This window comes from Deinococcus phoenicis (assembly GCF_000599865.1).
In the GTDB taxonomy this organism is placed as follows: domain Bacteria; phylum Deinococcota; class Deinococci; order Deinococcales; family Deinococcaceae; genus Deinococcus; species Deinococcus phoenicis.
Genome location: NZ_JHAC01000002.1, coordinates 97,209 through 112,500, shown reverse-complemented (window position 1 = coordinate 112,500; position 15,292 = coordinate 97,209). Strand labels below are relative to the sequence as shown.

8 protein-coding genes and 1 CRISPR repeat array (2 of these 9 only partly in view) are annotated in these 15,292 nt (G+C 68.4%); of the genes, 7 read left to right on the top strand and 1 reads right to left on the bottom strand.

All coding sequences use genetic code 11. The features are described from left to right. Window positions 1-807, bottom strand: the 5' end (the start) of a protein-coding gene (locus tag DEIPH_RS00755; protein WP_034352246.1) for a CRISPR-associated helicase/endonuclease Cas3. 2,049 nt of this gene lie to the left of the window's left edge; only the first 807 of its 2,856 coding nucleotides appear in the window; the start codon lies at window positions 805-807; its stop codon lies off the left edge, out of view. 172 nt (window positions 808-979) lie between these two features. Between DEIPH_RS00755 and casA the strand changes: the two genes are divergently transcribed. The 7 genes from casA to cas2e all read left to right on the top strand — a co-directional run bounded on the left by casA (window position 980) and on the right by cas2e (window position 7,453). Continuing rightward, window positions 980-2,683: a type I-E CRISPR-associated protein Cse1/CasA gene (casA, locus tag DEIPH_RS00750; protein ID WP_051517043.1), complete on the top strand. Its 1,704-nt coding sequence runs from the start codon at window positions 980-982 to the stop codon at window positions 2,681-2,683. Then, window positions 2,680-3,369: a type I-E CRISPR-associated protein Cse2/CasB gene (gene casB, locus DEIPH_RS00745; RefSeq protein WP_162833985.1), complete on the top strand. Its 690-nt coding sequence runs from the start codon at window positions 2,680-2,682 to the stop codon at window positions 3,367-3,369. Before casA ends, casB begins: the two co-directional genes overlap by 4 nt. Further along, the gene (gene cas7e / locus DEIPH_RS00740) at window positions 3,366-4,523 is read left to right on the top strand and encodes a type I-E CRISPR-associated protein Cas7/Cse4/CasC (RefSeq protein WP_034352245.1); all 1,158 of its coding nucleotides are present in this window, start codon (window positions 3,366-3,368) and stop codon (window positions 4,521-4,523) included. The genes casB and cas7e overlap by 4 nt, the downstream gene beginning before the upstream one ends. Before the next feature lies 1 nt (window position 4,524). Then, on the top strand, window positions 4,525-5,241 hold the full coding sequence (cas5e, locus tag DEIPH_RS00735; protein WP_034352243.1) for a type I-E CRISPR-associated protein Cas5/CasD: 717 nt from the start codon (window positions 4,525-4,527) through the stop codon (window positions 5,239-5,241). Further along, the gene (gene cas6e / locus DEIPH_RS00730) at window positions 5,238-5,909 is read left to right on the top strand and encodes a type I-E CRISPR-associated protein Cas6/Cse3/CasE (protein ID WP_235183132.1); all 672 of its coding nucleotides are present in this window, start codon (window positions 5,238-5,240) and stop codon (window positions 5,907-5,909) included. Before cas5e ends, cas6e begins: the two co-directional genes overlap by 4 nt. A gap of 276 nt (window positions 5,910-6,185) precedes the next feature. Further along, complete coding sequence (gene cas1e, locus DEIPH_RS00725) at window positions 6,186-7,124, top strand: type I-E CRISPR-associated endonuclease Cas1e (protein ID WP_081790701.1); 939 nt, start codon at window positions 6,186-6,188, stop codon at window positions 7,122-7,124. 5 nt (window positions 7,125-7,129) lie between these two features. Continuing rightward, the gene (gene cas2e, locus DEIPH_RS00720; protein WP_051517047.1) at window positions 7,130-7,453 is read left to right on the top strand and encodes a type I-E CRISPR-associated endoribonuclease Cas2e; all 324 of its coding nucleotides are present in this window, start codon (window positions 7,130-7,132) and stop codon (window positions 7,451-7,453) included. A 68-nt stretch (window positions 7,454-7,521) separates the two neighbouring features. Continuing rightward, window positions 7,522-15,292: direct repeats of the CRISPR family, unit length 29 nt; unit sequence GTGTTCCCCACGTGGGTGGGGATGAACCG; it runs 7,260 nt beyond the window's last position.

Genomic DNA, 15,292 nt, shown 5'->3' with positions numbered 1-15,292 from the left:
CGGCGGCACGTCAGGGCGCAGCGGAGCGAACACCGGCCAGTGAATCGCGGCCAGCGTCTTCCTGGCCCGTTCGCGTGCCCGCCGGAAATAGTCCGCCGGGTCGTCATGGGCCGAGAAGTCCGTGACCGGGGGCAGCGGGAAACTGCTTCCCAGCCAGTCCGCGAAACTGGTCAGGCCCGCCAGACGCATGAAGGCGGCGGGGGAGAGGTCGGGGGCGGTGGGAACGGCGCCGTAACGCGCCCCGGTGCCCTTCGTCACCAGGCGGCAGAGTTCCTTGCGAACCTGTGCCCAGCGTTGGTCTCCCCGCTGCGTTTCCGGCAGGTCCAGCTCATGCTTGCCCACCCGGAACCCGTGGTGACAGCCCACGGCATCGGCCACCCGGCGGGCCAGGGGTTCCGGCCAGCCCAGCGCGGTCAGGAAGCCGGGCAACACGGCCTCCGACACCACCCCGTGCGGCGTCGCCCGGTTCGCTTGCAGCTCCGGGGCAAAGTCCAGCGCCCGGTCCACCTCCTGCCGGCCTCCCTCCCACAGCACCTGAAAAGCCGGGCTGCCCTTGCCGAGGTCATGCAGGGCCACCAGCGCGTAGAGCCAGGGCAACGCCTCCCCCTCCGGCAGGCCCAGGTCCTCCACGAACTGCGCCCGCGTGTGCGGCGGCTCCAGCGCCAGCAGCTCCGCCGCACACGCGGCCACATCGAGCAGGTGATTCAGCACGGGCAATTTGGCCCCCGGAGAACCGTCCGCATTCGTCCGGGGACTCTTGGCCCAGAGGGTACGGGCCGCCGCATTGATGGGATTGGGAGCAGGCATGCCTGGAGCGTAAAGGGCGGAGGCGTCAAATCGTGCCGCATCTGCGCACGCGAGGTCACCCGGGTCAACATTGACTTACATGTACTCAAAGAATCTGCCAAGCGTCATCATCTTTGAAAATCTGTGACACTTATGCGACAGCCGATTCTCAGAATGGAGTCGGAGGTGACTCTTGGATAGGTTTTCCCTGTTGGACAGGGATTGGGTTCCCGTCGTTTCCCTTGAAGATGAGCGCAAGTTCGTTTCATTGCGGCAATCGCTGGTCAACGCCGGGCAGTACCGCCGGATCGACGCGGGGCATCCCCTTCAGACCGCCGCCCTGTACCGCCTGCATCTGGCGCTGCTGCACCGGGCCTTGGAGGGACCAGGGGACGTGGAAACGTCGGCCCGCTGGTACCGGGACGGGTTTCCGGCGGACCGGCTGGAAGCGTACCTGGACCGCTATGCCGACCGCTTCGACCTGTTCGGCCCGCAGCCCTTTATGCAGGTGCCGGACCTGAACCCGGCAGAGGTCGGGGAGAACTTTCGCAGCCACTGGGTGCGGCTGAGCGCCGAGGAGGGCAGCCCGAACACCACCGCCCTCTACAACGTGGAGGCCCGGCCGGGTGGGGACCGTACCGATGCCCTGCTTCCCGCCCAGGCCGCACTGCGCCTGCTGGAACACCAGTCCTTTGCCCTGGGCGGCCTCATCAAGCGGTTCACCACGTCGTCCAAGGCCGCCCCCGTCGCCACCGCCGCGCTCTTTCTGGCGGAGGGGAGCAACCTGCACCAGACGCTCTGCCTGAACCTCGTGCCTTACCCGGGGGGACCGGCAGACACGCCCCCCTGGGAGCGGCCTCCCCTGACCGTGGCCGACATCCGCGCGATCTATGCCCCCGAGAAGGAGCTGTCGCGGGTGCCCGGCGGGTACGTGGGCCGCTACGCCTGGCTCAGCCGCAGCGTTCTGCTGCTGCCTGAGGAGGCGGGCACCCTGGTCCGCACGGTCGGCTTCGGCGCGGGCGAACCGCTGGACGGCCCCGGTGAGGGCACGGGGACCAACATCGACCCCATGGTCAGCCTGCGGCCCAGCCGCGACCCGAAGAACGAGCAGCCCTTTCCCTACAAACTGCGCCGTGACCGCCTGCTGTGGCGTGACATGAATGCCCTGCTGCCCGACGCCGCTGCCGAGAACGCGCAGGACGGCAAACTGAAGGTGCGCCCGGGCCGTCCCCCGGAGACGGTGAGCCATGCCCGCGCCGTGATGCTCGCGGTTCGCCGTGAGGCTGCCCCCCCGCCGGTTCCCCCGCCCCTCTCGCAGGACGAGGCCGAGGAGGCGTTCGTGCCCGAGGGGACGCCCGACGCCACAGCCGCGCACCCTGTCATTCCGGTCGTGGTATTCGGCCAGCTTACCGACCAGGGCAAGGCGTTTGCCATGCGGCAGGAGACCTACACGCTGCCTGAGGTGTTTCTCCAGGACCCCGGGAGGTTCCGGGACGATGTCAAGGAGGCTCTGGAGGACGCCGGAGTGGTGGGAGACGGCCTGCGGCAATCCGTGCGCTGGCTCGCCTCGGGCCTGCTGTCGAAGGGGGGCGAGCGTGAGCCGCACAAGGACGACGTGGGCAAGCTCGCCGCGCAGATTCCCGCCGAGCCGACGTACTGGGCGGGACTGGACACGCCCTTTCGCACTTTCCTGGCCGACCTCGACCGGTTGCCCCGGGGACAGGCCCGTGCCCGGTGGCGTTCGGCGCTCCGGCAGTCAGCCCACGCCGGGTGGCGAACGGCGCAGGAAGCGGCCGGCCTGAACGCGGTGGGCCTGCGCGCCGTGCAGAAGGCGGGGGGGCCGCTGGGCAAGGCTCTGGCCGCCATCACCACCCCGCAGGATCCGGAGACGACATGACGCAGACGACAGACGACCGCCCGGCCCGCTTCGTGGCCGAGCTGGCAAAGCTGGAACGCGGCCCGCTCGCACAACTGCGGCGCGGCTTGGGCGGCGAGGAGCGCGGCACCTACTGGCTGGAGAGCCTTTATGTCCGCAGCGGCTACGGCGAGGCGAAGGACTTCGAGAAAGCGGTCCTGCAACTGGTCGCGGGCCTGTATGCGCTGAAGCCGCAGGTCCGGCAGGACGAGGGGGACGGGGCAGAGGAGGAGACGCCGACCACCCCGGAGGCTGCCCAGAAGGAGGCTGCCCGGCAGGCCGGGAAAGCCCCCACCACCGGCACGCTGATGGGCCGGCTGTATCTCGCGCAGGGGGAGCGGCCCAGCACCGAGAAACGCTTTCTGGCGCTGCTGGACGCCGACCGCGACGGCCTGAACTACCAGATGCGGCAGACCGTGATGCTGCTCGCCACCGAAGACCTCTCGCCCGACTGGGCACGCCTCACCACCGACCTGCTGCGCTGGAGTGATCCCGTGCGGCGCACCTGGGCGCGGGACTTTTACCAGGAAATCAGCCGGGAGCCGAGAGAACCGGCCAGCCCTCCCGGTGCTGGCGATCGGGCTTCCGCACCGGCCGCACCCGCGCACCCGACCTCTCGCCCCCCCAGCACCCCAGGCGACGACCACGCCGACGGAGACACGTTATGAAAGCACTCCTCGAACTCCACTACCTTCAGAACTTCGCGCCCAGCAACCTCAATCGGGACGACACCGGCAGTCCGAAGGACGCTTTTTTCGGCGGCACGCGGCGGCTGCGGATCAGCTCGCAGAGCTTCAAGCGGGCGATGCGGCAGGATTTCGGCGCCCGGCAGATTCTGGAGCCTGCGGAACTGGGGCAGCGGACCAAGCGGGCGCATGAGGCGATTGCCGACCTGCTGAAGGCCGAGGGCCGGACTGAGGAGCAGTGCCGCGCCGCCGCCGAACTGGCCCTGGGTGGTCTGGGCCTGCCCGTCAAGGACGGCAAGAACCAGTATCTGTTGTTCCTGGGCCGCGACGAGTTGCAGCGAGTGGCCGACATTATCGGGGTGAACTGGGCCGAGTTCTCGGCGGCGGCTCCTGCGGCGGACGAGGGGGACGCCAGGAAGAAGAAGGCGAGCAAGAAGGCGACCCTCAGCGGCGACCTGGGCAAGCAACTGGCGGGCGCGCTGAACGGCAGCAAGGCCGTGGACGTGGCCCTCTTCGGGCGGATGCTGGCCGACCTGCCCGACAAGAACGCGGACGCGGCGGCGCAGGTCGCACACGCCCTCAGCACCCACGCGCTGCGCGAACGGCAGTACGACTTCTACACCGCCGTGGATGACCTCAAGCCGGACGACAATGCCGGGGCGGACATGCTGGGCACGGTGGAGTTCGCCAGCGCGACTGTCTACCGGTACGCCTGCCTCGATCTGGCCGGCCTGCTCAGGAACCTGCAAGGGGACCGTGACCTGCTGGAACGCGGCCTGCGCGCCTTCCTGTATGCCTCCATCTTCGCGGCGCCCACCGGCAAACAGAACACCTTCGCGGCGCACAACCTCCCGGGCCTGATGGTGCAGGTGGTCCGCCGGGACGCCTCGCCCCGCAACCTCGCCAACGCCTTCGAGAAGGGCGTCTCTGCCGAGCGCGGCGGCGGCTACATGCAGCCCAGCACCGAGGCGCTGGCCGGGGAGATGACGTGGCAGAACCGGGTGTTCGGGGACACGGGGCAGAGCCGGTATGTGGCGCGGCACGGGGGGCACGAGGTGTTCGGGCAGGAGATGGACAGCGTGGACGCCCTTATCGACGCGACGGTGGCGGACGCGCTGAGCAGTCTGGGGGCCTGAGGTGGCGACCCTGCTTCTGCGGCTGGCCGCCCCCATGCAGGCGTGGGGCACCCGCAGCCGCTTCGATGACCGCGACTCCGAGGCGGAACCGAGCCGGAGCGGTGTGCTGGGCCTGGCGGCGGCGGCCCTGGGCATCGACCGCGCCGAGCCGGTCGACCACCTCGCCCGCCTCGCCTTCGGCGTGCGTGTGGACCGCGAGGGGGTGGTGGGCACCGACTACCACACGGCCCAGTTGTCCCCCGGCTCCCCGAAGACCAGGACGGACGTGACCCGCCGCGCGTACCTCGCCGACGCGGCGTTCTGGGCCGGGCTGGAAGGTGACCCCGCCCTGCTGACGGACCTGCACGCCGCCCTGCGCAACCCGCACTGGCCCCTCTCGCTGGGCCGCAAGGCGTTCCAGCCCAGCCTGCCCGTCTTCGAGCGTCCGCCCCTGGACCTGCCGCTCTGGGAAACCCTGCTGATCGCCCCCAGCCTCCGCCGCCCGCCCCTGAGGGAGTGGGAGGAGAACACGGAGGACCTGCCCTACCGCCTCGTCCTCGACCGGGAGAGGGTGCCGGAACAGCTGCGGGCCGGGGCGTCTCCCTCCCGGCGGCAGGACGTGCCCGACGGTCCTTTCGCCGCCCGCCGCTACAGGGCGCGCGAGGTGCTGACGCTGACGCGATGCCTCACGCCCGAACCGGACCCGTTGCTGGGCCACCTGGAACTGGGGACCGCGTGACTGCGCCTCACGCTGCGCCCCACACGCCGCTGCACCTCTCCCGCCTGAGCCTGAATCCGGCCAGCGAGCAGGCGGCCCGGGACCGGCGCAGTCCCTACGCTCTTCACCAGACGCTCCGCTGGGCTTTCCCGGGGGCCGGGGTGGAAGGCGAGGCCCTCCCCGCCGGCGAGCGCATCCTCTGGCGTCTGGAAGAGCGCGCCCTGCTTGTCCAGAGCGTCACGGCTCCCGACTGGGGCGCCCTGAACGCCCGCTTTCCCGGGTATCTGGACCACTGGGACGTGGGCGTGCTGAACCTCGCGGGCGCCCTCCGGCCGGGTCGCCCCCTGCGCTTCCGCCTGCGCGCGAACGTGACGGTCCGGCGCCCGACCCTGCACGAGGGCGACGCCGCCCCCAAGAGCCGCCGCCACGCCCTGCGCGGGCCACACGAACAGCTGGGCTGGCTTGCCCGCCAGGGAGAACGCTGCGGCTTCGACCTGCAAGGCGCAGACATCACCCACAGCGGCACGCTGAAAACCCGCAAGGGCGGCGCCACCCTCACCCTCCACACCGTCACCTTCGAGGGTGTCCTGCGCGTCACGGACCCGGACGCCCTCACGGCGGCCGTCCAGGGTGGCCTGGGGCACGCCAAGGCGCTCGGCTGCGGCCTGCTGAGTCTCCTGCCCGCCTGAGCCGGACTCCGCTTCATTCCGGCAGAGTCGGTGCTTTTCCGACTCTGCGTCCCCGTCGCGGAAACCGGCTGCTCTCCTTCTCGCGTTCGCTCGGATTTCATCCTGGTTCGACAGGATTCAAGTCGGAGTGGGTAAGTCGCTGGCGGGTGATGATGCCATCATCACCCCGAGCGGAGCGAGAAGCCAAAAAGTGGCGGGTGGCGGAGGTGGAGCGCTTCCGGGTGCCGTTTCCCGGAAGGGCGGAACTGTAGCCGCCTGCCACTTATGAGGTGTTCCATGACCGACGTCCCTGCTTCCAATACCATCATCTGGCACAGACAGAACCTGCGCGAGCTTCCCAAGTTCCGCGACGGCACCACGTACCTTTACCTCGAACATACGCGGCTGGAACAGGACGGGCGGGGGGTGCGCGCCTATCACCCGGACGGCATGGTGATCCTGCCGGTCGCGAGCCTCAGCGTGTTGCTCCTCGGCCCCGGGTGCAGCGTCAGCCACGAGGCCGTCAAGGCGATGTCGGACACGGGGTGTTCGCTGCTGTGGGTGGGCGAGGGTGGGGTCCGCCTGTACGCGAGCGGCATCGGGGAGACGCGCAGCGCGGCGCGCCTTCAGCGGCAGGCCCGGCTCTGGGCCAACCCGCACAGCCGCCTGCGGGTGGTCCGGCAGATGTACACCCTGCGCTTTCCCGAAGGTCTGCCGGACAACCTGACCCTCCAGCAGATCCGGGGCCGCGAGGGTGCCCGCGTCCGGGACACCTATGCCCGGTACAGCAAGGCCCACGGCGTCAAATGGGACACCCGGCAGTACAGGGTGCAGGACTGGGACCGGGCCACGCCCCTCAACAAGGCGGTGAGCGCCGGGAATGCCTGCCTGTACGGCCTCGCCCACGCGGCCATCCTCGCCACCGGGTACAGTCCGGCCCTGGGCTTCGTCCACACCGGCAAGATGCTGTCTTTCGTGTACGACGTGGCCGACCTGTACAAGGTGGAGGTTGTCCTGCCCATCGCCTTCCGCGAGGCCGCCACGCCCGGCGACGACCTGGAACGCCGCGTCCGCACCGGCCTGCGCGACCATATGACGGGTCTGAAGCTGCTCGAACGCATGGCCGCCGACCTCCACCACCTCCTCGGCGGCGACGAACCCGACGCGGACGACCTCGCCCCCGGCGACCTCTGGGACCCCGAAGGCGACGTGCGCGGCGGGGTGAACCACGGATGATCGTCATGACGCTCGAAGCCGTGCCGCCCTCTCTGCGCGGCGAACTCAGCCGCTGGCTGCTGGAAGTCCAGCCCGGCGTGTATGTCGGCAACGCTTCCGCCCTCGTCCGCGACCTGCTGTGGGACAAGGTCGTGCAGCACGCCCGCACCGGCCGCTGCACCCAGCTCTACCGCGCGAACAACGAGCAGGGCTTTGCCGTCCGCATGCACGGCGACCCGAAACGCCGCGTCATTGAGTTGGACGGCTTTCAGCTTATTGCTGTCCGCAATGCCCGTCATGCAGAATTGGACCAGGAGTATGCCCCTCCCGAGGACGATGACAAATTGTGATCTGAATCCAGGGCTGCACGGGGGCCCTGGCAGGGGGTGAAGTGGGAGAAACATCGTGTTTCTGAAGTGTGTTCCCCACGTGGGTGGGGATGAACCGCGTTCAAGGGCACCGAGGCGGAACGGCAGCGCGTGTTCCCCACGTGGGTGGGGATGAACCGTCCCATACGCGGGCATGCGCGTTAATGGTTTGGTGTTCCCCACGTGGGTGGGGATGAACCGGCCCAGGCCCAGGCAGAGTTGAGCCTGCGGGGGTGTTCCCCACGTGGGTGGGGATGAACCGACCGCGCACGGACCGTGGGTGTAGAGCAGCGGTGTTCCCCACGTGGGTGGGGATGAACCGTCACTGCCGGGGAGGGAGGCAGTCATGGGAGTGTGTTCCCCACGTGGGTGGGGATGAACCGCGGGGATAGCCGGGCTTCTCGCCTGCCTTCACGTGTTCCCCACGTGGGTGGGGATGAACCGTGATCGGGCGGAAGTTGCCCCCCATTGAGGGGGTGTTCCCCACGTGGGTGGGGATGAACCGCGGGGATAGCCGGGCTTCTCGCCTGCCTTCACGTGTTCCCCACGTGGGTGGGGATGAACCGGCCATTAGCGCCAGCATTCGTGAGCGGGCCGGGTGTTCCCCACGTGGGTGGGGATGAACCGGCTTGCCCCGTCCTGCATGGCTTGGAGGATTCGTGTTCCCCACGTGGGTGGGGATGAACCGTTGTAGCTCACCTGCAGGGTGCGCGGGTCAAGGTGTTCCCCACGTGGGTGGGGATGAACCGTGCAGGGCGGCGTCCCTGGCCTGGAACAACTCGTGTTCCCCACGTGGGTGGGGATGAACCGCTGGCCCAGCGGGTGTTGCGGCTGAGGTTGGTGTGTTCCCCACGTGGGTGGGGATGAACCGCTATTTGCCGTGGCGCCCGCCTGGGGGCCGAAGTGTTCCCCACGTGGGTGGGGATGAACCGGCGTGGGAGGCATCACGCTCATGACGGTCCTGGTGTTCCCCACGTGGGTGGGGATGAACCGTCCCCGCCCATCACGCTGCTCTGGGGCGTCCTGTGTTCCCCACGTGGGTGGGGATGAACCGCGGTCCCAGGGCCAGCCTCGGCCCGGGCAATTGTGTTCCCCACGTGGGTGGGGATGAACCGTTGCCGACGAACTTGCTCAACTCCATGTGGGGGTGTTCCCCACGTGGGTGGGGATGAACCGCCTGACGCAGCAGCTCGACCAGTTCAAGGGGAGTGTTCCCCACGTGGGTGGGGATGAACCGACCGCCCCCAACGGAGCCACCTTCGAGCAGTTGTGTTCCCCACGTGGGTGGGGATGAACCGGCTGCCCAGCTCCCGCTTGAGGATGTGGGCGGGTGTTCCCCACGTGGGTGGGGATGAACCGCCCAGGCGGCTGTGACCTTCTCAGCCGGCGTTGTGTTCCCCACGTGGGTGGGGATGAACCGCCGCCGTCTTCCCCTTCCTTCAGGTGTTCGGGGTGTTCCCCACGTGGGTGGGGATGAACCGGCGACCTCGCGGGATACCTCAAGAGCCGCCGCGTGTTCCCCACGTGGGTGGGGATGAACCGCATCAGGCGGACGCCACCCAGCGCCTCCAGCAGTGTTCCCCACGTGGGTGGGGATGAACCGCCGAGGGGTTCCTGACGCAGCTGCGCCGCGAGGTGTTCCCCACGTGGGTGGGGATGAACCGCAGAACCAGAAGGCTCGTGAAGCGGGCTTTACGTGTTCCCCACGTGGGTGGGGATGAACCGATGTAGGACACGCTCTGGGGCGCGGGCTGGGTGTGTTCCCCACGTGGGTGGGGATGAACCGGCCCGAAAGGGGTTCAGGGTGCGGGGGCCACGGTGTTCCCCACGTGGGTGGGGATGAACCGCCTGTGTTCTGGTCAGGCTCTTACGCCATCGTGTGTTCCCCACGTGGGTGGGGATGAACCGCGGTGAAGCCGCCGACGTTCGGGACGTGGGGAGTGTTCCCCACGTGGGTGGGGATGAACCTAGGTTGTCCAGTCGCGCGTCTCGCCCAGGTACGTGTTCCCCACGTGGGTGGGGATGAACCGGCCAGCGCGGTTGCCGTCGCCTCCCGCACCTAGTGTTCCCCACGTGGGTGGGGATGAACCTTCACTCCATGGAAAAATTGCGATTCGACGAGGGTGTTCCCCACGTGGGTGGGGATGAACCGCCTGCGCCCCGACCCGCCCCGGCTCCCGCTGGGTGTTCCCCACGTGGGTGGGGATGAACCGGTCGTGGCCGCAGGGACCACGACTCCCCCAACGTGTTCCCCACGTGGGTGGGGATGAACCGGCCCAGGAACTCCGCACCGAAATCATCACCACGTGTTCCCCACGTGGGTGGGGATGAACCGGTCTCCCCTCCCCTGCCGGGGTGGCCCGCGCTGTGTTCCCCACGTGGGTGGGGATGAACCGTCGAGCTGTCGGAAACGGACACACCCGCCCTAGTGTTCCCCACGTGGGTGGGGATGAACCGCGGTGTCCCTGTCTCTTTTATTTACTGTGCGTGTGTTCCCCACGTGGGTGGGGATGAACCGCTGAAGAGCATCTCCGATGCCGCCGACCGCGAGTGTTCCCCACGTGGGTGGGGATGAACCGGCGATCCGCTCGGGTTCGGCCCCTGCGCAGTAGTGTTCCCCACGTGGGTGGGGATGAACCGTCTGGCCCGGGAGGTGACGACGATGGCCGTTCGTGTTCCCCACGTGGGTGGGGATGAACCGGTCGGGGAGGGGCTGAGCATCCTCCGGCGCCAGTGTTCCCCACGTGGGTGGGGATGAACCGGACCTTCGGCCGGTGGACTGCCCGCCCGGCACGTGTTCCCCACGTGGGTGGGGATGAACCGCCGAGAACGCGAATCGATTGAGCGGGAATTGGGTGTTCCCCACGTGGGTGGGGATGAACCGAGAGGCAGAGTCGCAGCGCCGCCCTGCCCTGTGTGTTCCCCACGTGGGTGGGGATGAACCGGCGACCTGCTGGAGACGGTGCGCCGGCGTTGCGTGTTCCCCACGTGGGTGGGGATGAACCGCCGTGTCGTGCTGGTCGCCTACGGCACGGCACGTGTTCCCCACGTGGGTGGGGATGAACCGGCGACATCCCGCTGGTCAAACTGGGCGTGTGGGTGTTCCCCACGTGGGTGGGGATGAACCGTACAGGGGGAGTTCGATCAGGCCCACCGGTGTGTGTTCCCCACGTGGGTGGGGATGAACCGGCGATCTCTACGCCGGCTTCAACCTCGACGCCGTGTTCCCCACGTGGGTGGGGATGAACCGTGACGGAAGCGCGACGCGTGCGCCTGGAGGAGGTGTTCCCCACGTGGGTGGGGATGAACCGGCGGCCTCGTACTCGGCGCGGGACCAGGGCGTGTGTTCCCCACGTGGGTGGGGATGAACCGGCGAGCGGCTTTGACTTCAACATCTGACACATGTGTTCCCCACGTGGGTGGGGATGAACCGCCCACAACGCTGCCCTCACAGTCCTGAATACTGTGTTCCCCACGTGGGTGGGGATGAACCGGCCACGGCCCTGCCCCGCACCTACCTCGGCGCGTGTTCCCCACGTGGGTGGGGATGAACCGGCACGAAAAAAGGCCCCCACCCCTCGACCTCGGTGTTCCCCACGTGGGTGGGGATGAACCGGCGAGGGGGGACGACGTTACCCACGAGGGTGTGTGTTCCCCACGTGGGTGGGGATGAACCGAACGCCCCTGGGATGAGAGCCAGGGGCACCTAGTGTTCCCCACGTGGGTGGGGATGAACCGTACGGGGAGGCGTCCGGCATGTGGGCCAGCAGGTGTTCCCCACGTGGGTGGGGATGAACCGCGCGTCGCCGCCTGCTGGAGGGCATCGGCGGCGTGTTCCCCACGTGGGTGGGGATGAACCGGCCGGCCCTCGCGCCGCCCGATGGTGGCCGCGGTGTTCCCCACGTGGGTGGGGATGAACCGTCCACGGCGCGGCCATCCACCTGCACGAAATCGTGTTCCCCACGTGGGTGGGGATGAACCGCCATCACCACACAGGGGAACAGACTCACTCTGGTGTTCCCCACGTGGGTGGGGATGAACCGTGCTGCGTGCCCTGATGCAGGCCAGCAAACCGGTGTTCCCCACGTGGGTGGGGATGAACCGGGCACCGCGTCGGCGGCCCCGCTCCAGCGCAGGTGTTCCCCACGTGGGTGGGGATGAACCGGCCCGGGAGGGCATGACCCTGACCCTAGACAAGTGTTCCCCACGTGGGTGGGGATGAACCGATGCGGTCCACGCCGAGGTACGCCGCGATCAGGTGTTCCCCACGTGGGTGGGGATGAACCGACGCTCCCCATCCTTGCCGGTGACTTCCAGCCGTGTTCCCCACGTGGGTGGGGATGAACCGTTCAGCTCCTTCATGATCGCGGCCGCTTCCTTGTGTTCCCCACGTGGGTGGGGATGAACCGAAGCCCTGGCCGCCGCGCAGGCGGGCCGCTTCGTGTTCCCCACGTGGGTGGGGATGAACCGCCCCCGGCCTGGAGGCGCGCATCGCGCAGACCGTGTTCCCCACGTGGGTGGGGATGAACCGCGGCGCACGCAGTCTCTAACGCCATCATTGCCGTGTTCCCCACGTGGGTGGGGATGAACCGTACCCACGGGCACTGCTGGCCTTCGAGGCCCTGTGTTCCCCACGTGGGTGGGGATGAACCGAAGCCCAGCTGCAGGATCTCTGCCGTAGGGGGGTGTTCCCCACGTGGGTGGGGATGAACCGACCTTGTAGTCCCCCTCGTCCATGCGGGTGTGGTGTTCCCCACGTGGGTGGGGATGAACCGGCGGCCACCCGGCCCCGGGTGGTGATGTCTGCGTGTTCCCCACGTGGGTGGGGATGAACCGCCCAGGCGGCGGCCCAGGACGGCCAGGAGGGCGTGTTCCCCACGTGGGTGGGGATGAACCGTCCGCCACCGCCTGGGCCAGCGGTTGCCCCAGGTGTTCCCCACGTGGGTGGGGATGAACCGGATCTTCTCCACCCGGGGCAGGCCGTCCAGGGGTGTTCCCCACGTGGGTGGGGATGAACCGGCGGCGGGCCGCCCCGGCCCCCGGCGCGGCTTGTGTTCCCCACGTGGGTGGGGATGAACCGCCCTGAAAGCATCGTTCCGGCGGAATGGTTTTGTGTTCCCCACGTGGGTGGGGATGAACCGACCTTCACCGGCATCGCGGCGTTGTTCGCAGGGTGTTCCCCACGTGGGTGGGGATGAACCGAGGGCGTGCAGGCCGCCCGCGCTGCTCTCGCTGTGTTCCCCACGTGGGTGGGGATGAACCGCCAGCGACCCGGCCACGGCGGGCCTGGACGTGGTGTTCCCCACGTGGGTGGGGATGAACCGGCTGCGACCGCCGTCATCACGCTGGACGGCAGTGTTCCCCACGTGGGTGGGGATGAACCGGCCAGAGCGGACGCGCCGCCCGCCTTCATCAGGTGTTCCCCACGTGGGTGGGGATGAACCGTCCCCCAGAAAACCGTTTGCCCCGGTCCTGGGGTGTTCCCCACGTGGGTGGGGATGAACCGGGCCGGGGGGGCCTCCCGCAATCACGAACTGGGTGTTCCCCACGTGGGTGGGGATGAACCGGGCGTCTGAGAAACACGTCTGGACTGTCTGTAGTGTTCCCCACGTGGGTGGGGATGAACCGACGGTCGGGGTCGTGACCTTCCACGGCGTCGTGTGTTCCCCACGTGGGTGGGGATGAACCGCGCAGCAGCAGGGCATAGAGGCCGGGCTGCAAGTGTTCCCCACGTGGGTGGGGATGAACCGGCGACGGCGGGGGTACCGTTGCGCCGGGCATAGTGTTCCCCACGTGGGTGGGGATGAACCGGCAGACGGCCACCCGGGCGGGGTGGCCGTGTCGTGTTCCCCACGTGGGTGGGGATGAACCGACGAGTTGCGGCTGTCGCAGCGGGTGACCCGTGTGTTCCCCACGTGGGTGGGGATGAACCGGTGCCGCCGCTGCGGTCACCGTACCCGTCCCGGTGTTCCCCACGTGGGTGGGGATGAACCGACCCCCGACCCCATCCCCCTGGCCCCCGTTGAGTGTTCCCCACGTGGGTGGGGATGAACCGTACGACGGTCAGATTCTGGACGCCAAGCTCGAGTGTTCCCCACGTGGGTGGGGATGAACCGCCCGCCGGGTGAAGGCGGGCATAGAGCAGGGGGTGTTCCCCACGTGGGTGGGGATGAACCGCAGGACCAACAGTAAATTTGAGGTTAGGAGCCGTGTTCCCCACGTGGGTGGGGATGAACCGTGGGCGTTGGTACAGGCCGGACACAGCGTCGTGGTGTTCCCCACGTGGGTGGGGATGAACCGGTCCGTTCAGAATCAGGGAGATACAGTAATGGGTGTTCCCCACGTGGGTGGGGATGAACCGCCCCCGGTGGCGCCGGTGGACGAGGTGGAGGTGTGTTCCCCACGTGGGTGGGGATGAACCGCGGACGGCCTCCGACCGCAGGCGCCGGAAACAGTGTTCCCCACGTGGGTGGGGATGAACCGTTCTTGTCGTCGGTCGCCTGATCGGCGACAACGTGTTCCCCACGTGGGTGGGGATGAACCGCCCGCGTGACCGCGCTGGAGAATCCCGCCCCAGTGTTCCCCACGTGGGTGGGGATGAACCGGCATGAGGGTTTGCCTGGATAAGACCTATGTGGTGTTCCCCACGTGGGTGGGGATGAACCGACGCGATCTGGATTCAGCGCTTTGCCAACCGGGTGTTCCCCACGTGGGTGGGGATGAACCGGCCAAGTTGCTGGGCAAGCTCCGCCGGGTCATGTGTTCCCCACGTGGGTGGGGATGAACCGATCGGCCCGCTGGAAATGAAGCTCACGGCTCCGTGTTCCCCACGTGGGTGGGGATGAACCGTCGCTCATCGTCAACGTCTTCTGGCCCGCCTGGTGTTCCCCACGTGGGTGGGGATGAACCGAAAAACGAGCTTGACCGGCGCAGCCGCGCTCTGTGTTCCCCACGTGGGTGGGGATGAACCGCCCCGCAGGGTGCCGGTGTACGCGGCGTGCGGGTGTTCCCCACGTGGGTGGGGATGAACCGGCCGACGCGGAGGCCAAGGCCAACCGCATCGTGTGTTCCCCACGTGGGTGGGGATGAACCGTACATCGGCCAGCGGGCCACCTACAAGTATTTGTGTTCCCCACGTGGGTGGGGATGAACCGTCACGCGCTTCACCCACCATGAAACCCTCACCGTGTTCCCCACGTGGGTGGGGATGAACCGCATGCACGGACACCTGAGGAAGCTGGGATGACGTGTTCCCCACGTGGGTGGGGATGAACCGTCCGCGAGGCGCTCGCCCGCCTCCCCTGGGGCGTGTTCCCCACGTGGGTGGGGATGAACCGTCCGCCGGGGCCAGGGGGAACCTAGCGGTCGGGTGTTCCCCACGTGGGTGGGGATGAACCGCTCGCGCAGGAGGCTATTCGCAACACCATCCGTGTTCCCCACGTGGGTGGGGATGAACCGCTGTCCCGCGCCGCTGGCGCCGGCCGTTCCAGGTGTTCCCCACGTGGGTGGGGATGAACCGGGCACCAACAACCCCCGACAGTGCTACCTCCAGTGTTCCCCACGTGGGTGGGGATGAACCGCACCCCCGCCGCCCGCGCCTTCACCCCCCACGGTGTTCCCCACGTGGGTGGGGATGAACCGACGACGGTCAACGTGCCGCCGCCGGAGATCGTGTGTTCCCCACGTGGGTGGGGATGAACCGGCTTCGCGCGTGACGCGGGCCACGTCATCCCGGTGTTCCCCACGTGGGTGGGGATGAACCGCGTTCAGGGGACACGGGTGACCTCCGGGACGGGTGTTCCCCACGTGGGTGGGGATGAA

Excerpts from the sequence above, each read along its gene's own strand:
- casB (WP_162833985.1), top strand. The coding sequence starts at position 2,680 with ATGACGCAGACGACAGACGACCGCCCGGCCCGCTTCGTGGCCGAGCTG.
- cas7e (WP_034352245.1), top strand. The coding sequence starts at position 3,366 with ATGAAAGCACTCCTCGAACTCCACTACCTTCAGAACTTCGCGCCCAGC.
- cas1e (WP_081790701.1), top strand. The coding sequence starts at position 6,186 with ATGACCGACGTCCCTGCTTCCAATACCATCATCTGGCACAGACAGAAC.
- cas2e (WP_051517047.1), top strand. The coding sequence starts at position 7,130 with ATGACGCTCGAAGCCGTGCCGCCCTCTCTGCGCGGCGAACTCAGCCGC.